The sequence below is a fragment of the Sphingobium sp. D43FB genome, assembly GCF_002312805.1.
Taxonomy (GTDB): Bacteria; Pseudomonadota; Alphaproteobacteria; order Sphingomonadales; family Sphingomonadaceae; genus Sphingobium.
This window is the reverse complement of sequence record NZ_NMUA01000259.1, coordinates 1-391: the sequence shown is the minus strand read 5'-3', so window position 1 is coordinate 391 and position 391 is coordinate 1. Positions and strand designations below refer to the sequence as shown.

Annotated in this window: 1 pseudogene; it reads left to right on the top strand. The window is 53.7% G+C overall.

Annotation, left to right across the window (positions count from 1 at the left end):
• A pseudogene (locus SxD43FB_RS24295) lies at window positions 1–391 on the top strand (hypothetical protein); the annotation flags it as partial.

Below are 391 nucleotides of genomic sequence, written 5' to 3'. Positions count from 1 at the left end.
AATGGCACCGAGCAACCGTAAACAAGCGGAGCTGCCTGCCAGTGCTGAATTTATCAATAACCCGGTAGGCACCGCCTGTGGTTTTGCCGTGCAGCTTAATCGTTGCCTGATGTTCTTTACTCCCGGCGTACCGTCAGAATTTAAGGTGATGGTCGAGCACGAAATCCTGCCGCGCCTGCGCGAGCGTTTTTCTTTACCGCAGCCGCCGGTTTGTCTGCGTTTGACTACTTTTGGTCGTTCGGAAAGCGATCTGGCACAAAGCCTGGACACTCTACAACTGCCGCCGGGCGTAACAATGGGCTATCGCTCCTCAATGCCTATCATCGAACTGAAACTCACCGGACCGGCAAGCGAGCAACAGGCGATGGAAAAACTGTGGCTGGATGTTAAA